This window comes from Arthrobacter sp. HLT1-20, assembly GCF_054510895.1.
The window spans coordinates 89,672-106,293 of record NZ_JBTNDR010000006.1 but is presented as its reverse complement, the minus strand read 5'-3'; the positions used below and the strand labels follow the sequence as shown (position 1 = coordinate 106,293).

Sequence of the window (16,622 nt, the reverse complement as noted above, 5' to 3'; positions counted from 1 at the left end):
ACTTTAGCGCTTGGTGCCGGGTTCCGTGCCGCGGATGAGCTCCCGGAGCCGTGCCACGCGTGTGCCCAGATCCCGTTCGTGGCCGTTCTGCGTGGGCACGTAGTAGTTGCGTCCCACCAGGTCATCCGGCGGGTACTGCTGGGCGGCGATGGAGTGGGGCGCATCGTGGGCGTAAATGTAGCCCTTGCCGTGCCCCAACCCTGCGGAGCCCGAATAGTGGGCATCGCGCAACGGCGGCGGCACCATGGTCCCCTTGCCCGCGCGCACATCGGCAATGGCCGCGTTGATGCCCAGGTAGGCGGCATTGGATTTGGGCGCCGTTGCCACATGCACCACGGCCTCGGCCAGAATGATTCGGGCCTCGGGCATGCCAATCAGTGCCACAGCCTGGGCCGCGGCAACAGCCGTTTGCAGGGCGGTGGGATCGGCCATGCCAACATCCTCCGCAGCGGAGATCATGATGCGCCGGCTGATGAAGCGGGGGTCCTCCCCCGCCTCGAGCATGCGGGCCAAGTAGTGTAGCGCCGCGTCCACATCGGAGCCGCGCACGGATTTGATGAAGGCGCTGATGATGTCATAGTGCTGGTCACCTGCCCGGTCGTAGCGCACAGCGGCGGCGTCAATGGCCCGCTCGGCAATGGCCAGGTCAACAGCCACGGGGCCGTCTGCCGCTTCGGGCCCTGCCGTGTCGAGCAGAGTGCCTTCCAGCTCCGACAGCGCAACACCGGCCGCGGCCTCCAGGGTGGTCAGCGCCCGCCGTGCGTCGCCACTGGCCAACCGCACCAGGTGGTCCATGGCGTCATCGGTGACCGTGACCAGCCCATCCAGGCCGCGCGGATCAAGGATGGCCCGTTCCAGCAGGCCCTGGATGTCCGCATTGGTCAACGGCTGCAGGGTCAGCAAAATGGAGCGTGAGAGCAGCGGCGCCACCACGGAGAAGGACGGATTTTCGGTGGTGGCTGCTATTAGCACCACCCAGCGGTTCTCCACTCCGGGCAGCAGGGCATCCTGCTGGGCCTTGTTGAAGCGGTGGATCTCATCGAGGAACAAGACGGTGGTGCGCCCGTGCAGGTCCCTGTCGGTGAGCGCCTGGTCCATGACCCGGCGCACATCTTTCACGCCGGCCGTGATGGCCGAGAGCTCCACGAATTTGCGGCCCGGCCCGCGCGCAATGACATGGGCAAGAGTGGTTTTTCCGGTGCCGGGAGGCCCCCACAGCATGACGGAGGCGGGTCCGGCAGGACCGCCGGCACTGCCGCCGGCCGCCAACATTTGCAAGGGGGAGCCGGGGCCCAAAAGGTGCTGCTGGCCCACCACTTCCTCCAGGCTTCGCGGGCGCATGCGCACCGCCAGAGGGCTGCGCGGGCGCGAGGCCTGCGTGCTGGAGCCGCCCCCAAAGGTGAGGGATCCGGCGTCGTCCATGTCGTCGTCGCCGTCGTTTGCACTGCTAAAGAGGTCACTCACCCCTCTAGGCTATCCCCCGGTAGTCTTGCTGCGTGAACACCCCCAACCGCACCGCTTTTGTTTCCGCCGCCCGCGCACCTGGCTGGGTGGAGCGGTTTTCCGCCGCCCATGGAGGTTTGGAGCTCGCCGAAGACACGGACGACGGCGTGGAGTTGCGCATGTGCGACGGTGCCACCGCGCTGCTGGGCGCGCCGTGGCCGGACGATGGACGCCCCGGGCGTGGGGCTGATGCGTTGGAGCGGCTGGTGTCCGTGGCCGCGCAGGAACGCCGGCTCGGGATTCTGTTGGCGCGCCGCGGTGGCTTTGCCGTGGGCGTTGCCGTGGCGGGAAAACTGCTGGCTCACAAGGTGGGCAGTGCCTCCGCACGGTCCCGCGGCGGTGACGCCGGTGCCGCCGTGGCCGAACGGGCCGCGCAGGAGGCTGCCAGGATCTTTGGCACGGCGAACTTTGAATACCTCGCCGCAGGTGGCGACAAGCTGCTGGTGGAGTCCGTCCTGGCAGCCCCTGCCCTGCGCCACTACGCAAGGCTGCCCCGGCTGGCACCCCTTGCCGTCACGGACCCGAAGATGGATGTGCTGACGCGGGCCGCGGCGGATTTTTGCTCGATTCGCATCCGGATCGCCGACGCGTTGGCTTAGTTGAGCAATTGCGCAAGGATCCGCTCTAGCTCCTTCGCCCTGGCAACGTCGGTGACAGCCTTGAGCAGCGGCAGCATCATCAGGTAACGCTCGGACTTGCCCAAGCCCTCGAACGCTTCGCGGGCCAATGGGTTGGTGTTCAGCGCGGCAAGCAGCAGCGCCGGAACGCTTGCTGTCCGCTGCGGTTCGTAGGCTGCCGCCCACCGACCGTCAGCCTTGGCGGCGTCGACCTCCAGGAGCCCCGACGGACGCATGCGCCCGGCGGCCACCAGCGCCTCCACCTTATGCACATTGATGAGTGACCAGGAACTTTTTGGCCGCCGACGCGAGTACCGCTGCAGAAAGGAGAATTGGTCACAGCCCTTGCGCTGACCGTCGATCCAGCCGAAGCACAGGCCAACGTCAGCGGCTTCGGCAATGGTAATCAGCTCCAGGGCTGCATGCTTTTTGCCGACCCGCAGCCACGCCTCATTCTCTTCACTGTGGTGCCCGGCGAGCCAGGATTCCCAGGCATCGGTATTGGCGAACTCATGCATTTGCGCCACGACGTTCCCTCCTCGTTGCTTCACCCTTGAGGCAACCACACTCTTGCCCATTTTGCCACCTATCAGCTGGGAACTACTAGTTATTGAGTAATAGTTGTGGCAGACTACCGCTCATGGACAGAGCAGCCGAACCACATGACCCCCAACTGCTGCGCGGCGTGTTGCCCATGCTGATCCTTGCCTTGTTGGGTGTCCGGGAATCCTATGGCTATGAGCTGGTGGAACGCCTGCGGGCCCTGGGACTGGCAGGCTTGGCAACAGGCGCCGTATACCCGGTATTGAGCCGCTTTGAACGCGACGGCCTGCTCAGCAGTTACACCCAGAAGTCCCCATCAGGACCGGCCAGAAAGTACTACTTGTTGACCAAGCAAGGCCAGTTGGCCCGTGTTGTTGCGGTGCGGGGGTGGCGGGACATTGCCGACGTGGCCGAGCGCGGCCTCTCCCCCGCCAACAACACCTCAGAGCAGCCAACAGATCGGAGCACGTCATGACGCAAAGCCACCAGCAGCTGGGCACAGAACATTCGAGCAAGGCCCCGGGCACATCGCGAAAATTGCGCCACGCCATGCGGCGGGAGTGGTATCTGTTCAACGTCGATCTATACCTGGACGGGCGCGTCCCCGGCCGGCGCCGCAAGGAAATTCTGCGCGAACTTCGCAACGTCATCGACGCCGAAGCTGAGCTGACCACACTGAATGAGGTCATGTCAGGACTCGGCCGGCCCCGCGAACTGGCTGCCAGCTATGCCGAGGGCACGTCCAAGACCCACATCTTGTGGACAATTGGGGTGGCGGCCGGGCTGGCGGCCCTGCTCGTGTACTGGATTCTATTGTTCACCTACACCCTGGGCATGCTCTCCGTGGCCCACCAGGCAGGTGGGGGATTCAACTCACACTTTTTCTTTGTGGACGTCCTGGCGTTCTCCACCGCCGACGGGATTGGCATTGGCTGGGAAGGGGACGCCGCCCTCTGGTTCCCGCTGGGGCTTGCGGCCTTGTCCTTCATTGGCGCAAGCCGGGCCTGGCGGGTTTTTCGCCGTCGAGCCTGATCAAAGATCACTCGTCAACTCGTCATGCCACCGCCCCAATCCACGCCGTTCAGCCGGGGAGGGTGGTGCTAGATCCCTTCGAGGCGCTGCGGCAGATCCCCCCGGTATGCCCGCGACGCCGCGATGATGCGTTGAATCGTCGCCTGGACGGCCAGCAGTTCATTTTCACCCACGGCATCCCCCACGGCGTCGGCCCACTGGTGCTGGGCATTGCGCAATCGCATGATTGATGCCCGGCCGCCCGGGGTTGGCGTGAGCAACTTGGCTCTCTGGTGCCGCGGATTCTCAAGATACTCGGCCCACCCCTTCTCCACGAGAATGTCGGCGCTTCGCTGCACGCTCTGGCGGGCCAGGCCCAAACCGACACGGCGCGCAATCTCGGAAACCGTCCGCGGTTCATCCAATGTTGCGCCCAAGACTTGCCACCAGGCGGGAGTGAGTCCGGCCGGTTCTGCAATGTCGCGGGCGGCGGCAAGAAACTCTCCGTGTAGTTCGAAGATCGGCAGGACCAGGCTGGTCAGCGCATCACCGCCGGCGGTTCGATCGCTCATTCAGATGCGCCAACCAGCTGGTCAAAGTACTTTTTGTCACCGGTGGTGTACAGCCCGTACCAGGCATCGATAACCGGCTGGGGGAAGAACTCCAGCCGCTCAAAAACGGCCCTGGCGAACTCAATGGGAGCCGTTGCCGGGGCGGTGATGAGGTTTCCATCGGTGACTGTCTTCTGTGCCAGATAGCGGGCCGCCCCTTGGTACGCGGGGGCGCCCAGGAGAAATTCTGGGGCGTTGCTGGTGTGCCGCGCATTATTGAGCAACCCCGCCCGCGCCAGCCCAAGCGTTGCTCCACAGATTGCTGCGACGGGCGTGCCCGCCAGCAACAGATCCCCGGCAAGACAAAGCACACTTTCATGACCGGCGTTCCACGTATCGGCTCCGGGGAGGATCAGCACAGCAATGTCGTCGAGCTTTAGTTCGCTGAGCTGCACATCTGGGTGAATGCGCAAGCCGCCCATGGTTGTCACCTGCTGCCCCGTTCCCGCGGAGGCCACCAACAACGTGAACCGGCCAGGTGCTGCCTGCTCAGCCATGGTGAGGCCGGCGAGCAGATAGCCATACTCCCAGTCCGCCATGGTGTCTGTCGCGTAAAGAACCACATTCTTCATTTTCTGCCCTATCTCTTCCATTGACAGCGTACTGTCATTCTTCCGCAGGTGACAGCATGCTGTCAATATTTTTTCCGGGGAGTCCAATCGCCAAACGCAGGGCCCGAGTCCCTGCGTTTGCCATCTGTGACCAAGTGGCTAAGCTGGAAACATCCCCTCGGAGGCAACCATTTTCTCTTTCCTGCCCGGCTTTGCCGCGCGCAAAAACAAAACCACCACCATGCTCGATTTGCTGACATCAGACCCCCTCGGGCGCTCCCTGCGCCGTCGCAGAAACACGGCGTGGCTCGCGTCATTGTGCCTGGCCCTGCTGGTCTCGATCGTCATGGCAGTCGCCATCGGACCCATAACAATTGCCCCGGGGACCGTGGCAAGGATATTGGGTTTCCATCTGGCCCTGACAGACCTCGGATCGGATGCCGATGCGACCGCGAACGCCATCGTCTGGGGCGTTCGGTTGCCGCGCGTCATCCTGGGTGCCGCGGTGGGGTCGGGGCTGGCAATGTGCGGCGTTGCCCTCCAGGCGATGGTGCGCAACATGCTTGCGGATCCCTACCTGCTGGGCATCAACTCCGGAGCCTCCAGTGGTGCCGCCGCCATGATTCTTTTTGGTGTTGGGCTGGGCATGGGCGAACATGCACTGCCGGTCAGCGCTTTTGTGGGTGCGCTGGCCGCATCGCTCGTGGTGCTTGTGGTTGCCCGCGCAGCTGGCCGTGTGACGTCCATGAGGCTGCTGCTGTCCGGTGTTGCGATCGGCTACGCCCTGACGGCCGTGACGAGTTTCCTGATCTTCGCGTCCGGCTCCGCCGAAGGGGCCAGATCCATGATGTTTTGGCTGCTCGGCTCCCTCTCGATGGCTGGTTGGGGCACTCCCCTGGCGGCGGTCGTCATCGTCGTGATATTTACCGGCACGGTGCTGACGCTGTGGGGTCACCGCCTCGACGCTCTGGCGATCGGCGACGAGACAGCCCTTGTCTTGGGCATTTCGCCGGCCAGATTCCGCATCCTGTTGCTGATTCTCGTTTCGCTGTGCATCGGCGTGGTGGTGGCCTCTTCGGGCAGCATTGGCTTCGTGGGCCTGGTGATTCCGCATCTGGCCCGTCGGCTTGTCGGCGCCGCACATGTGTGGGCGGTTCCTGTGTCAGCACTGCTGGGAGCCATCTTCCTGGTGTGGGCAGACTTGTTGGCCCGCATTCTGATGCAGCCGCAGGAACTCCCCATCGGCATCATTACCGCCCTGGTTGGCGCCCCCTTCCTGATCTACCTTCTCCGCCGCCTGCACCCCGGCAGCTGATGCCGGGGGCAACGCAGCGCCACCCCTGAACCACTATTTTGGAGTCACCTGATGAAACTCGGTGTTAAGCCGCTTGCCGCGGCAAGCCTGGCCGCACTCATACTGACCGCGTGCGGGAGCACAGCCGGAAGCAGTGACCACGCATCCATTTCCTTCCCGTTGACCATCATGAATTGCGGAACAGCCGTCACCTTGGAAAAAGCCCCCGAACGGGTGGTGCTGCTGGAAAGCTCACCTGTAAGCTATCTGCACGCACTGGGCGTCCTGGACAAAGTCGTGGCCAGGGCAGGCACCTACCCCACCGCATACTTCGACGCAGAAACCCGGCAGGAAATCGAGCGGATCCCGTTGTTGACGGACAAACTGGACACAGCAGGCCACCTGCAGATTTCCCAAGAAGTCATCATGACCCAGGGGCCGGACCTGGTGCTGGGCACGGCCCAGGGCATGAATCGCGGAACCCTTGCAGCCTCCGGCATACCGCTCCTAGAGGAGCCCTCCTTCTGCCCGGAATCCCCGGAGCACCCAAGTTTTGCCACTATTGGCGAGCAGATGAAGATCTACGCGCGGGCCTTCGGAATCCCGGACGGCGGGGCGGCGGCTACCCTTGAACTCGAGGAACGGGTGAAGAACGCCGCACTCCCAACGGGCGTTTCGGATAAGCGCACCGCAGCCGTACTCTATCCAACCCTTGGCGGCGGCGTCACGTATGCCTACGGCACCAAATCAATGGCACACCCCCAATTGGAGGCGGCCGGTTTCACCAACGTGTTCGCCGACGTCGACCAGCGGGTCTTCGAGGTCAGCCGGGAAGAACTTATTGGGCGGAACCCCGATGTCCTGGTTCTGTTGCACTCGACCGGGCATCCGGAACAGATTTCCAACGCCATCCTGTCCATGAAGGGCGCCGAATCAATCACGGCCATCGCAAATCATGACGTCATGACGCAGCTTTTCAATTTCACCGAACCTGCCTCTCCCCTGACCATCGAGGGCCTGGAACGCATCATCGAACGGTTCCGCCAGTGATTTCCGGCGCCGGCATCTCCTTCGCGTACGGCTCCCGCGAGGTGCTCGACGGCGTGGATCTGCGCGCCAGCCGTGGGGAAGTTCTGGGGTTGGTGGGTCCCAATGGAAGCGGGAAGACCACGCTCCTGCGAACCCTCTACGGATCTTTGTCCCCAAGTGCGGGCAAAGTGTTTCTGGACCATTCCGAGATACACCGGCTCAGTGCCCGGGACATTGCACGCACCGTGTCCGTGGTGGTGCAGGAAAATCCTGGGGACCTTCCACTGCTGGTCTCGGACATGGTCTTGTTGGGCCGCACTCCCCACCGGGGAACCTTCAATCGGGTCACCGGCATGGATGAAAGAATCGCCGCTGCTGCGCTGGAGCGCGTGGGTATGCTGGCTCTTGCAGGCCAGCATTTCGAGCAACTATCCGGCGGGGAACGGCAAAGGGTGCTCATTGCCCGCGCCCTGGCGCAACAAACCACTCACCTGCTTTTGGATGAGCCAACCAACCACCTTGACGTCCGCTACCAACATGAAGTCCTCGAATTGGTGCGCGACCTTGCCCACAGCAGCAAGCACGCGGTAGCCGTAATTCTCCATGACCTGAACCTGGCCGCGACATACTGCGACCGCCTCCTACTGCTTCATCAAGGGCGTGTCGTTGCTCAGGGATCACCCTCAGAGGTTTTGACCAAGGGCAACGTCGAGGCCGCATACCAGATCGGGGTTCGCCGTGTTGAGCTCGATGACGGATTTCAAATGGTTTTCCGACCGCTGAATGGGCGTCGGCCACGGGCGGTGTGACCTGAGGGCAGGAGCAATCATGGTGCATGCCTGTTCCGTCCCGTCCCATGCCTCCCTCAGTAGCTGCGCTCAGTGAACACTTTTGCGCGTTTCAGGCCACCGGTTGGATGTTCTGATTGATATGGAACGGGTTGCTGGGATCGCACTTCGCCTTGATCCTTGCCAACCGGGCCCCGTGGGGATGGAGTGCCTGATAGCAGTCTTTGACCCACTGCGTGCTGGCTTCGTTGTCCGCCGGGGATTCCCACATTCCGGCGATGACTATCGAGACGTTGACGTCCCGGTAAGGATAGGCAGCCTCTTCCTGGGATACGCGTTGGGCAGCGCCGATCACAACGTCGCTTAGTTCTGGGCGGAACTCCGCATGCCAATTTGCTTGCTCGCCTGGGGGCAGAAGCGGGTCGAAAAGAGTGTCGAGCATCGGGTACGGGAGCGGGCCCTGATGGAAGGTGCTCGAGCCGGTAGATGACGATACCGCCGTGCACCACCTCGACGGGACGCAGACCGACCTCCAAGGATGTGCCGGCCACCTCAACGTGCAAGGTCCAGACCCTCAGCGCGCACAGTTGACTCTCGCGATGACATCCGCAACTTGAGAATCATGCCATGGGGCCGTGGGACGTGATGACCTGGCCGCGTACTTTTTCCTGCAGGTCCCAAAATCCATTGTTGTCCATGGCGACTCCATATCTCCTGAGCATGCTTTCACGATCGGGAACTTGGCACAGCCACCCTTCCGGCAATGCGGGATATTCATGCTGCAGACACTGCGGGCCGGAGTAACTCTAGGTTGTTCTGCTCCCGTGGCGGAGACCGGAGGTGCTTGTGCCCGTTTCCGGGGTCAGGGGCCGCGTCCGGCGCCTCTAGCCAACGGCTTTCTGCAGCAACGCCAGTAGTTGTTGCTGGTCCGCCGCGGTGAGCTTTGTCACGGCGTAGGAGCTAGGCCAGAAGTTGCCGTCATCAAGCCTGGCATCGGGCTGGAAACCGATGGTGGCGTAGCGCACCTTGAACTTGGCGGCGCTCTGGAAAAACACCACCACCTTGCCATCGGCGTTGGTGTAGGCCGGCATTCCGTACCAGGTCTTTGCTCCCAGTGATGTGTGCGTCTTGACCAGCTGGTGCAGGGTCTCAGCCAGTTCCCGGTCTGTGCCGGTCATGGCGGAAATTGCGGCCAGACACGCCGCTTCCAGGTCCGCGCCCTGTTGTGCGGCCTTGGCTTCGGCCGCGGCCGCACGCATCGCCGCTTTTTCCTCGGCGCTGAAAGTGGTGCTCATGGCGGGTTCCTTTCAATGGTCTGCTGTACGGCTTCCACTCTAGGCCGGGCCGGAAGGCTGCGCTTCTTTGATCCTGCTCGACTTGAATCGCAGACCGCCTGGAAAGTCCACGCCCCGGACACTAAAACCGGAGGGATTGGATGATTCCAGCACAGCCCATGAGCACCAGGCCGCCGAACACGGCCAGTGACACAACACTGGCGACCCTGGATGTTAGCCTCAGTTTGCGGACGCCGTCATCCTTCCGAAACGCGAACACGACTGAGAAAGCTGCCATCCCGGCGAGGACGGGCATCGAGAGTATCAGGATGAGGAAGAATCTCAGCTCATCCCAGCCTCCGGCATTCTGGGAAAAATACCAGAGGGACCCGCCGATGAGGAACGGCGCCACGGGGAGAGTAGAGCATATGCGCCGCAGGTGACGTGCCCGACGTCGTCCGCTGGCTCATCGGGCAAGAGGTGAAGGTATATTCTTCCCATGGTTTTGATTGAGATTGACGATCCGAAGAAGGCTGATGTCCGGCGACTGCTGGATGATCATTTGGCCGACATGTTTGCCACCTCGCCCGCTGGCAGCGTCCATGCCCTTGACCATTCGGCGCTCTCCGAACAAGGTGTGACGTTTTGGACCGTGCGCTGCGGCGAAGAGCTGCTCAGCTGTGGCGCCCTGAAAGTCCTTGACTCAGCCACCGCCGAGGTCAAGTCAATGCGCACCGCACCTGCCGCGCGTGGACAGGGCATTGCGGCCCTGCTTCTCCACAGGATTGTTGCAGAGGCCCGGCTCCGCAACTACAAGTATCTCTATCTGGAAACCGGTAGCCATGACTTCTTCGCACCGGCCCGGCGACTTTACGAACGGCACGGATTCACCCGGCGCCCACCCTTTGGCACCTATAGCCTTGACCCCCACAGCGTCTTCATGCGGCTAACACTCACCGACAACTCCCAGCCATAGGAAGCACGCATGGCGTAGGGTTGGCGGGTGTTTGAATCCTGCAAACTGAGCGACGACGTTCGCATGCGTATCTTGCGGCCCGGCGATGCGCCGGCGCTTGCCGCAGCCTACGTCCGCAACCGTGACTACCTCGCCCCGTGGGAACCAGTGCGCCCCGAGGAGTACTACACCGAGGCCTGGCAGGCTGGCGACCTTGCCAGCAGGCTCGACGCCGCTGAAGCCGGCCTGGGGTATCCCTTCGGCTTGTTTGCCGGCGATGACCTGGTGGGCCGGTTCAGCTTGGCGGGGATTGTCCGCGGCCCCTTCCAGAGCGCTGGGCTGGGCTACTGGGTGGACCGGCAGTTCGCGGGCCGCGGCCTGGCATCCGCTGCTGTCAGGGTGATCGTCGACACCGCCCGTGACGATCTCGGACTGCACCGCATTGAGGCTGGAACCCTTCTGCACAACGCTGGCTCGCAGCGGGTGCTGTTGAAGGCCGGCTTCCACAAGATAGGGATGGCACCGAAGTATTTGTTGATCGCCGGGGCGTGGCAGGACCACAACCTGTTCCACATAATCCTGCACGGCCAGGATGCCGGCGAAACTCCAGGTGGCGTGTGGGCGTGAAAGGATCAGTTCATGATCCTGGAAACTTTCGTCCTGTCCGGCAAGAACTTTCACCTGCGCAGGGCCGCCGAAGCCGATGTTGTCCCGATAGTAGAACTGATGGTCAACGACACAATCCGGCAGGCGGAGAATTCCGCCGCGCCCGGGGACCACGCATCGTATCTGGCTGCCTTCCACGCCATCGACGCGGACCCCGCACAGTTGCTGGTCGCCGTCGTGGATGATCTGGAAACCGTTGTGGCTACCCTGCAGTTGACGGTTATTCCGGGGCTGGCCCGTTTGGGGGCGACCCGATTGTTGGTGGAGGCTGTCCGGGTGGACGAGCGGTTGCGTGGCAACGGCTTAGGATCGGCAATGCTGGAATGGGCTGTGGCGGAGGGGCGGCGCCGGGGAGCCTCCTTGGTCCAGTTGACCAGCGACAAATCCCGGGACGCTGCGCATCGCTTCTATGAGCGGCTGGGATTCACCGCATCGCACGTGGGGTTCAAGCTCATTCTCTAGCTCACATGCGAGTGGACGTTTCTTCCCCGGTGCTGCCGCTCAACAGGCCATGGGTGCTCGGCGTAGCGGAGCCTGCCGGTAATGGTACCTGCCAACTTCGCTAAATCCACCGCCCTCATATAGTGCCCGCGCACCGAAATTCGCGGCGGTCACCAGCAGCCACGCCTGCGCCGCGCCCCTCTCACGGGCCGCGTGAAGGAGCTGGCACATTATGGCTGCCGCAATCCCTTGGCGGCGAAAGTCCGGATGGACACTCATGCAATAGATCCCGGCCCAGCCGTTGACGAGTGTCAGCCGCCCCGTGCCCACCACCACGCCGTCGCCATTCACAGCCGAGGCGTAGAGCGACGGGATGCCCGTAAGAATCCCCCAAGCCACCTCGCGTTCTGCAGGCCCTCCCCTGCCGTCGACCCGCCACCACAACTCCATCCACTCCTTCGACGGCGAATCGCTCAACGTCAGCGCAACGCCCGCCGGCGCGGGAAAGCCCTTGTCAACACCGAAACCGGCGCTCATGATCACTGTCTCCGACTGGCGGGAGTACCGCTGCAGATCCAGTAACTCTTCCAAAGCGCCATTTTCCGGGCGCTGCGTCATTTGGAAGATGACGGGCTGACGGCGCGCGGCGTACCAGCGCGCAGTCTCCCGCAGCGCCGCCTCAAGGTCGGCGGGCTGAGACCGCGGCCACACCGAGTTGGCCCGCTGGGTGACGGAGCTAGCTGATCGCAGCACCCAACCACCGCTGTCCACAGCCTCCGGGGCAGGCCAGGCCGCATTCAGCAACACCTCAACGGCGCCCACTGTACAGTCTTGCGACGCAGAGTCATTCACATTGTTCATCGTAGCCGGGCGGCGCTGACGGTGCGCTCGACTCGATCACCGCCGGAGGCCAGGACCAAAAAATGCCGGCCTCCCCATCAGGGGAAGCCGGCATTTACGTGGAGCAGGTGCTACTTGGCTTCCGGCTTGAAATCAACGCCGGCTTCCTTGCGCTGCTGTGCCGTGATGGGCGCCGGTGCTGCCGTCAGCGGGTCGTAGCCGCCGCCGGACTTCGGGAACGCGATGACGTCGCGGATGGAATCCACGCCCGCCAGCAGGGACACGGCACGGTCCCAGCCAATGGCGATGCCGCCGTGCGGCGGGGCGCCGAACTTGAAGCCCTCGAGCAGGAAGCCGAACTTCTCTTCTGCCTCTTCGTTGCTCAGGCCCATGACCTCAAAGACACGCTTCTGCACGTCGTTGCGGTGGATACGGATGGAACCGCCACCGATTTCGTTGCCGTTGCACACGATGTCGTAGGCAAACGCCAGTGCCGACTCCGGATCGGTGTCGAAGGTGTCCATGAACTCGGGCTTGGGCGAGGTGAACGCGTGGTGCACTGCGGTCCACTTGCCGGCACCAACAGCAACGTCACCGGAGGCAACGGCGTCGGAGGCAGGCTCAAACATGGGTGCGTCAACAACCCACACAAACGCCCAGTCGGCCGGGTTGATCAAGCCGGTGCGGTGGCCGATCTCAACGCGGGCTGCCCCCAGGAGTGCGCGGGAGGGGGAAACCTCACCGGCGGCGAAGAAGATGCAGTCGCCGATCTTGGCCCCAACGGCGTCGGCCAGGCCGGCACGCTCGGTGTCCGTCAGGTTCTTGGCAACCGGGCCAGTCAGTTCGCCTTCTTCCTTGACCAGCACGTAAGCAAGGCCCTTGGCGCCGCGCTGCTTGGCCCATTCCTGCCAGGCATCCAGCTGGCGGCGGGGCTGTGAGGCGCCACCGGGCATGACAACAGCACCCACGTAAGGTGCCTTGAAGACGCCGAACTCGGTGTCCTTGAAGAACTCCGTCATCTCCGTCAGTTCCTGACCGAAACGCAGGTCGGGCTTGTCGGAGCCGTAGCGGGCCATGGCGTCGCGGTAGGTCATGCGCTGGATGGGCAGCGGGATCTCGACGTCGATCAGCTTCCACAGCTCGGAGACAATCTTCTCGCCCAGGGCGATGATGTCATCCTGGTCAACGAAGCTTGCCTCGATGTCCAGCTGGGTGAACTCCGGCTGGCGGTCCGCGCGGAAGTCCTCGTCGCGGTAGCAGCGGGCGATCTGGTAGTACTTCTCAAAGCCGCCCACCTGCAGGAGCTGCTTGAACAGCTGCGGGGACTGCGGCAGCGCGTACCAGGATCCCGGGGCCAAACGGGCGGGCACCACGAAGTCGCGGGCACCTTCGGGGGTGGAACGCGTCAGCGTGGGCGTTTCAATCTCGGTGTAGCCCTGCTCGTGCAGCAGGTTGCGGGCCACACGGTTGGCCTCGGAGCGCAGGCGCAGGTTGCGCTGCATGCCGGGACGGCGCAGGTCCAGGTAGCGGTGCTTCAGGCGCGCTTCCTCACCCACCTCAACGTGCTCGTCCACCTGGAACGGCAGGGGGGCTGCTTCATTGAGTACGACGACGGAATCCGCCATCACCTCGATCTCACCTGTGGCGAGGGCCGGGTTCTCGTTGCCCTCGGGGCGGCGGGAAACAGTTCCGGTGATCTGCAAAACGAATTCGTTGCGCAAGGCATGGAACACGTCCTCTTCACGCACCACAATCTGCGACACGCCCGAGGAGTCACGCAGATCAAGGAACGCAACACCACCGTGGTCGCGACGGCGGGCAACCCAGCCTGAGAGTACGACGGTCTGGCCAATATGTTCGGCCCGCAGGGAGCCCAGGTCATGTGTGCGCAGCACAGCATTCCTTTCAATGGTGGTGAACGGCGCGCGATCGGCTGCCGTGGAAAGAGTTTGTCTAGAAGTTTACCGTGATGAGACAGGCACCCGTGGCGGGCACGTCTCGCCACGGTGGGAATCGCGGACCTCGGAGCGGGGATGGATTTCCCCGCATGGTTCGCGGTTCCCGCCGGAGCCGGTCCTGCCCCGTTAGGTGACCACGGGTGCGGCTGGTACTACGCCTGAACGATCTGCGGGACCAGATCAGCAGCTGGCGGCGTCCAGCTGGCCGGATCCGCCACTACCTGCTCGCCGCTGCGAATGTCCTTGACCTGGTGGGTGCCAGACTCGTCGGTGAACCACACGTAGGGAATGCCGCGCTTGTCCGCGTACTTGATCTGCTTGCCGAACTTGTCCGCCTTGGCGGCAACCTCGGTGGAGATGCCGCGGGCACGCAAGGCTGCGGCCACATCTTGGGCGTCCGACCAGCTGTCCTCATCCACCAGGGTGACCAGCACGGCCGTGGGGACGCTGCGGGAGGCCTTGGCGAATTCCTGGCTGAGGATGCGGGCCACCAGGCGGGTCACACCAATGGAGAGCCCGACGCCGGGGAACTTGCGGTTGCCCTTGGAGGCGAGTGCGTCATAGCGGCCACCGGAGCAGATGGAGCCCAGGGCTTCGTGGCCCACCAGGACAGTCTCGTAGACGGTTCCTGTGTAGTAGTCCAGGCCTCGGGCGATGGAGAGGTCAGCCACCACTGAGCCGGGGGCGCTCTTCACTGCTGCGGCAATGACCTGCTCCAGCTCGTTCAGGCCTTCCTCCATGAGCTCGTCGGTGACACCCAGGGCACGCACGGCAGCCACAAATGAGGTGTCCTCGGTGCGGATGGAGGCCAGGGCTAGGGCCTTGGCGGCCTGTTCGTCGGTGGCGCCGAGCTCGTTCTTGAGCAGTTCGGCAACCTTGTCCGCGCCAATCTTTTCCAGCTTGTCGATGCTGCGCAGCACCCCGGCCGTGTCGGTGAGGCCAATCCCCCGGTAGAAGCCTTCAGCCAATTTGCGGTTGTTGATGCGCAGCTTGAAGGCGGGGATGGGCAGGGCGGAGAGTGCCTCGGCAATCACCAGCGCAAGTTCCACGTCGTAGCGGAAGGGAAGTTCGCCGTCGGCCACTACGTCAATGTCTGCCTGGGTGAACTCGCGGGCGCGTCCCTCCTGCGGACGCTCGCCGCGCCACACCTTCTGGATCTGGTAGCGGCGGAACGGGAAGGACAGGTATCCGGCGTTCTCCACCACGTAGCGGGCAAAGGGCACAGTCAAGTCAAAGTGCAGGGCCAGCTGGTTGGGGTCGGCCTTGGCAGCTGCGGCCGCGTTCCCGTCGTCGTCCTGCAGGCGGGAGAGCGCGTACACCTCTTTATCAATCTCGCCCTTGCGCAGAAGTTGGCCCACAGTCTCCACCGCCCGGGTCTCTACTGAGCTGAACCCGTGGAGTTCAAAGGTGCGGCGCAGGGTGTCCAACACATGCTGTTCCACCAGCCGTTCCTCGGGAAGCCACTCGGGAAAACCGGACAAGGAGGCGTTGCGTGCCATGGGTAATGCTCTCCTAACATGCGCCACTCAAAGGAGTTCAATCTCGAGTTGTGGCGGGGCGGGTAAACGTCATGGTGTGAGCCTGCCCCAGTCATGCTCGCAGCTTTGCGGCAAATACATGAGTAAACTGACACCGAATGCCATTTTATAAGGTTTGGCACTCCACCCCTAACCTACCCCCGCCACGCTTGCACGGCGCGGGTCTCACCAGAAGGAGAGGCACAGTTGGTCAACAGCAATAAGTCCAACCGCGAGGCAAAGGCACGCGTTGCCCGCATGCAGGCCAATCAGACCCTGCACCAGGAGCAGCTGAATCGCCGCAAACGCGACAACTTGATTGCGGCCATCGCCATTGCTGTTGCCCTGGTGGTTGCCATTGTGCTGGCGTTGACTGTGTTCACCCCCAAGGAAAAGGCCTCCGCCGACCCGGAGCCCACGGCAACCGCCGCAGCCACGGCAGCGCCCACAACCGCCGCCCCGGCCCAGACCAACAGCCCCACGGTTCCCAAGGCTGACACCGCCAAGGGCAAAACCTTCACCGGATCCCTGAGCCTCAATGGCCAGCCCGTGGGCGTGAGCCTGGACGGCACCACGGCCCCCCAAGCTGCGGCCGTCTTCAAGTCCCTGGCTGATACCGGCTTCATGACGGGCAAGAGCTGCCACCGTCTGGCCGACGCGCCCGACTTCGGTGTGTTGCAGTGCGGTTCCCTCAAGGGCGACGGCCAGGGGGATCCCAGCTACCTGTGGGGCCCGGTGGAAAACACCCCGGCTGATGGCAAATACCCCGCCGGCACCATTGCCGTAGCCCGCGCAAACACCACCTTCTCCAATGGCACGCAGTTCTTCATCACCTTCAAGGACACGGTCCTGCCGCAGGACACCGGCGGCTACACAATTGTTGGCAAGGTCACCAGCGGCCTGGATGTTGTGAACGCAATTGCCGACGGCGGCATCGCGGCAGACGCCACAGACGGCGCACCCAAGACCAAGGTGACGATAGACTCGTTCAAGCTTGATTAGATTTCACACGGCCACTCCCGGC

At 63.4% G+C, this 16,622-nt stretch carries 20 protein-coding genes; 10 read left to right on the top strand and 10 right to left on the bottom strand.

Annotated features, from left to right (window positions below; all coding sequences use genetic code 11):
• Positions 1-3: 3 nt before the first annotated feature.
• Complete coding sequence (locus ACX80Q_RS05575) at positions 4-1,464, bottom strand: replication-associated recombination protein A (RefSeq protein WP_459329531.1); 1,461 nt, start codon at positions 1,462-1,464, stop codon at positions 4-6.
• 32 nt (positions 1,465-1,496) lie between these two features.
• On the opposite strand from ACX80Q_RS05575, the gene ACX80Q_RS05570 reads away from it, so the two are divergent.
• Positions 1,497-2,102 (top strand): acVLRF1 family peptidyl-tRNA hydrolase, encoded by a 606-nt coding sequence (locus ACX80Q_RS05570; protein WP_459329530.1) that lies wholly within the window; start codon positions 1,497-1,499, stop codon positions 2,100-2,102.
• Here the strand turns inward: ACX80Q_RS05570 and ACX80Q_RS05565 are convergent.
• Positions 2,099-2,638, bottom strand: coding sequence for a YdeI/OmpD-associated family protein (locus ACX80Q_RS05565; protein WP_459329572.1), 540 nt, complete (start codon positions 2,636-2,638; stop codon positions 2,099-2,101). The two genes, ACX80Q_RS05570 and ACX80Q_RS05565, sit on opposite strands and share 4 nt — an antisense overlap.
• 122 nt (positions 2,639-2,760) lie before the next feature.
• Here ACX80Q_RS05565 and ACX80Q_RS05560 point away from each other — a divergent pair, with 122 nt between their 5' ends.
• Positions 2,761-3,138, top strand: a complete 378-nt coding sequence (locus ACX80Q_RS05560) for a PadR family transcriptional regulator (RefSeq protein WP_459329529.1) — start codon at positions 2,761-2,763, stop codon at positions 3,136-3,138.
• Entirely contained in the window at positions 3,135-3,695 is a 561-nt protein-coding gene (locus ACX80Q_RS05555; protein WP_459329528.1) for a hypothetical protein, read from the top strand. The genes ACX80Q_RS05560 and ACX80Q_RS05555 overlap by 4 nt, the downstream gene beginning before the upstream one ends.
• A 68-nt stretch (positions 3,696-3,763) precedes the next feature.
• On the opposite strand, the gene ACX80Q_RS05550 is transcribed toward ACX80Q_RS05555, so the two are convergent.
• The gene (locus ACX80Q_RS05550; protein ID WP_459329527.1) at positions 3,764-4,246 is read right to left on the bottom strand and encodes a MarR family winged helix-turn-helix transcriptional regulator; all 483 of its coding nucleotides are present in this window, start codon (positions 4,244-4,246) and stop codon (positions 3,764-3,766) included.
• Positions 4,243-4,857, bottom strand: coding sequence for a DJ-1/PfpI family protein (locus tag ACX80Q_RS05545; RefSeq protein WP_459329526.1), 615 nt, complete (start codon positions 4,855-4,857; stop codon positions 4,243-4,245). Before ACX80Q_RS05545 ends, ACX80Q_RS05550 begins: the two co-directional genes overlap by 4 nt.
• A 220-nt stretch (positions 4,858-5,077) precedes the next feature.
• Between ACX80Q_RS05545 and ACX80Q_RS05540 the strand changes: the two genes are divergently transcribed.
• Genes ACX80Q_RS05540 through ACX80Q_RS05530 form a run of 3 tightly spaced genes read left to right on the top strand, consistent with a single transcriptional unit; the run spans position 5,078 to position 7,968 of the window.
• A complete protein-coding gene (locus ACX80Q_RS05540; RefSeq protein ID WP_459329525.1) occupies positions 5,078-6,151 on the top strand; it encodes a FecCD family ABC transporter permease in 1,074 nt (357 codons plus the stop codon).
• A 51-nt stretch (positions 6,152-6,202) separates the two neighbouring features.
• Positions 6,203-7,180: an ABC transporter substrate-binding protein gene (locus ACX80Q_RS05535; protein ID WP_459329524.1), complete on the top strand. Its 978-nt coding sequence runs from the start codon at positions 6,203-6,205 to the stop codon at positions 7,178-7,180.
• Positions 7,177-7,968, top strand: coding sequence for an ABC transporter ATP-binding protein (locus ACX80Q_RS05530; protein ID WP_459329523.1), 792 nt, complete (start codon positions 7,177-7,179; stop codon positions 7,966-7,968). The genes ACX80Q_RS05535 and ACX80Q_RS05530 overlap by 4 nt, the downstream gene beginning before the upstream one ends.
• Positions 7,969-8,059: 91 nt before the next feature.
• On the opposite strand, the gene ACX80Q_RS05525 is transcribed toward ACX80Q_RS05530, so the two are convergent.
• The 3 genes from ACX80Q_RS05525 to ACX80Q_RS05515 all read right to left on the bottom strand — a co-directional run bounded on the left by ACX80Q_RS05525 (position 8,060) and on the right by ACX80Q_RS05515 (position 9,633).
• Positions 8,060-8,389 (bottom strand): BBE domain-containing protein, encoded by a 330-nt coding sequence (locus ACX80Q_RS05525; RefSeq protein ID WP_459329522.1) that lies wholly within the window; start codon positions 8,387-8,389, stop codon positions 8,060-8,062.
• A gap of 442 nt (positions 8,390-8,831) precedes the next feature.
• Complete coding sequence (locus tag ACX80Q_RS05520) at positions 8,832-9,242, bottom strand: hypothetical protein (RefSeq protein WP_459329521.1); 411 nt, start codon at positions 9,240-9,242, stop codon at positions 8,832-8,834.
• Between the two features lie 121 nt (positions 9,243-9,363).
• Entirely contained in the window at positions 9,364-9,633 is a 270-nt protein-coding gene (locus tag ACX80Q_RS05515; protein ID WP_459329520.1) for a hypothetical protein, read from the bottom strand.
• An 87-nt stretch (positions 9,634-9,720) separates the two neighbouring features.
• Here ACX80Q_RS05515 and ACX80Q_RS05510 point away from each other — a divergent pair, with 87 nt between their 5' ends.
• Genes ACX80Q_RS05510 through ACX80Q_RS05500 form a run of 3 tightly spaced genes read left to right on the top strand, consistent with a single transcriptional unit; the run spans position 9,721 to position 11,304 of the window.
• Positions 9,721-10,197, top strand: a complete 477-nt coding sequence (locus tag ACX80Q_RS05510; protein WP_459329519.1) for a GNAT family N-acetyltransferase — start codon at positions 9,721-9,723, stop codon at positions 10,195-10,197.
• Positions 10,198-10,224: 27 nt separating this feature from the next.
• Positions 10,225-10,803, top strand: coding sequence for a GNAT family N-acetyltransferase (locus tag ACX80Q_RS05505; RefSeq protein WP_459329518.1), 579 nt, complete (start codon positions 10,225-10,227; stop codon positions 10,801-10,803).
• A 12-nt stretch (positions 10,804-10,815) separates the two neighbouring features.
• Complete coding sequence (locus ACX80Q_RS05500; RefSeq protein ID WP_459329517.1) at positions 10,816-11,304, top strand: GNAT family N-acetyltransferase; 489 nt, start codon at positions 10,816-10,818, stop codon at positions 11,302-11,304.
• A 39-nt stretch (positions 11,305-11,343) separates the two neighbouring features.
• Here the strand turns inward: ACX80Q_RS05500 and ACX80Q_RS05495 are convergent, their stop codons facing one another.
• From ACX80Q_RS05495 to hisS, 3 genes are all read right to left on the bottom strand, one after another.
• The gene (locus ACX80Q_RS05495; RefSeq protein ID WP_459329516.1) at positions 11,344-12,135 is read right to left on the bottom strand and encodes a GNAT family N-acetyltransferase; all 792 of its coding nucleotides are present in this window, start codon (positions 12,133-12,135) and stop codon (positions 11,344-11,346) included.
• A 119-nt stretch (positions 12,136-12,254) separates the two neighbouring features.
• Complete coding sequence (gene aspS / locus ACX80Q_RS05490) at positions 12,255-14,018, bottom strand: aspartate--tRNA ligase (RefSeq protein WP_459329515.1); 1,764 nt, start codon at positions 14,016-14,018, stop codon at positions 12,255-12,257.
• Positions 14,019-14,233: 215 nt separating this feature from the next.
• Positions 14,234-15,580 carry a histidine--tRNA ligase gene (gene hisS, locus ACX80Q_RS05485; RefSeq protein WP_459329514.1) on the bottom strand — a complete coding sequence of 449 codons (1,347 nt, stop codon included), beginning with the start codon at positions 15,578-15,580 and terminating at the stop codon, positions 14,234-14,236.
• 225 nt (positions 15,581-15,805) lie between these two features.
• Here hisS and ACX80Q_RS05480 point away from each other — a divergent pair, with 225 nt between their 5' ends.
• A complete protein-coding gene (locus ACX80Q_RS05480; RefSeq protein ID WP_459329513.1) occupies positions 15,806-16,600 on the top strand; it encodes a peptidylprolyl isomerase in 795 nt (264 codons plus the stop codon).
• Positions 16,601-16,622: the final 22 nt, after the last annotated feature.